At 37.9% G+C, this 734-nt stretch carries 2 protein-coding genes; both read right to left on the bottom strand.

All coding sequences use genetic code 11. From position 1 onward, the window contains the following. A partial coding sequence (locus tag ACFIK8_RS11340) for an ATP-binding cassette domain-containing protein (protein WP_375669485.1) occupies positions 1–187 on the bottom strand: 187 nt, incomplete at its 3' end. Further along, the coding region (locus tag ACFIK8_RS11335) for an FtsX-like permease family protein (RefSeq protein WP_375669484.1) at positions 187–734 on the bottom strand (548 nt) is incomplete at its 5' end. The genes ACFIK8_RS11340 and ACFIK8_RS11335, both read right to left, overlap by 1 nt.

The following is a 734-nucleotide window of genomic DNA, read 5'->3' as shown; positions in this document are numbered from 1 at the left end:
CAGCAGTTGGTTTTTCCAATAATCCAGCAATATGAAGAAGTGTTGATTTTCCAGCACCAGAAGGTGCCACAAGGGCTACAAGTTCACCAGGATTAAGAATAAAATTCGCTTTATCTAAAATAATGAGAGGTTTATGACTCTCAAAAAAATGTCGTTCGATCTCTACAAGCTCTAAAATAGCCGCCATTATTCATACCTCAAAGCTTGTACGGGATCCAGCTTAGCAGCTCGCCATGCCGGAATGAGAGCAGCAAGGAATGACAAAAATAGAGCCATTCCAGCAACCATAACTGTTTGTCTCCAATCAAGTTGGGCAGGTAATTTTGTTAAAAAATAAAGTTGCGGATTAAAAACATCGACATTAAATAGCCAAGATACAAAATCTTGAATATGATTGATATTCACAGTTGCTATGACACCAAAAATTAACCCCAATACTGTTCCAACCAATCCAATCATCATCCCAGTGACTATAAATATACGCAAAATCGTACTTTTTTGTGCGCCCATCGTGCGCAAAATTGCGATATCATGACTTTTATCTTTTACAAGCATAATCAGTCCTGAAACAATATTCAAAGCAGCAACAAGAACAATGAGAGAAAGAATAAAAAACATAACATTCCGTTCAATCTGTAAAGCTGAAAAAAAAGCCTCATTGCGCGTCCGCCAATCAATCAAATAGACTTGTGGACCCCTAGCTTCCTCTACGATTGGTTTTATTTGACCAACAC

The sequence above is a fragment of the Bartonella sp. MR168JLCBS genome (assembly GCF_042194175.1).
This window is presented reverse-complemented; position numbering and strand designations above follow the sequence as displayed.